At 57.1% G+C, this 457-nt stretch carries 1 protein-coding gene; it reads left to right on the forward strand.

The annotated features are described in order from the left end of the window. The coding region (locus EN780_RS37695; RefSeq protein ID WP_128276663.1) for an NAD-dependent epimerase/dehydratase family protein at positions 1-457 on the forward strand (457 nt) is incomplete at both ends.

Below are 457 nucleotides of genomic sequence, written 5' to 3' on the forward strand. Positions count from 1 at the left end.
AAATTGACCTAACCGACCGAGATGGCATTTCCGCGCTTCTTCTCTCGGTCACTCCGGAGATCGTGGTCAATCTCGCGGCCCAAGCCGGCGTTCGGTATTCGCTTACCAATCCGCACGCCTATGCGGAAAGCAATCTCACTGGCTTCCTCAATATCCTGGAGGGATGCCGGCATGCCTCAGTCGGCCATCTGGTCTATGCGTCCTCCAGTTCGATCTATGGCGGCAGCACGCGGATGCCGTTCTCCGTTCACGATCCAGCGGACCACCCGCTGAGCCTTTATGCCGCAAGCAAGAAAGCCAACGAGCTGATGGCGCATACCTACAGCCATCTTTTCGGCCTGCCGACAACAGGATTGCGCTTCTTCACTGTCTATGGTCCGTGGGGACGGCCAGACATGGCCCTGTTTATCTTCACCAAGGCCATTCTCGGTGGCGAACCGATCGACGTCTTCAACTT

Source organism: Mesorhizobium sp. M4B.F.Ca.ET.089.01.1.1 (assembly GCF_004022605.1).
GTDB lineage: Bacteria > Pseudomonadota > Alphaproteobacteria > Rhizobiales > Rhizobiaceae > Mesorhizobium > Mesorhizobium abyssinicae.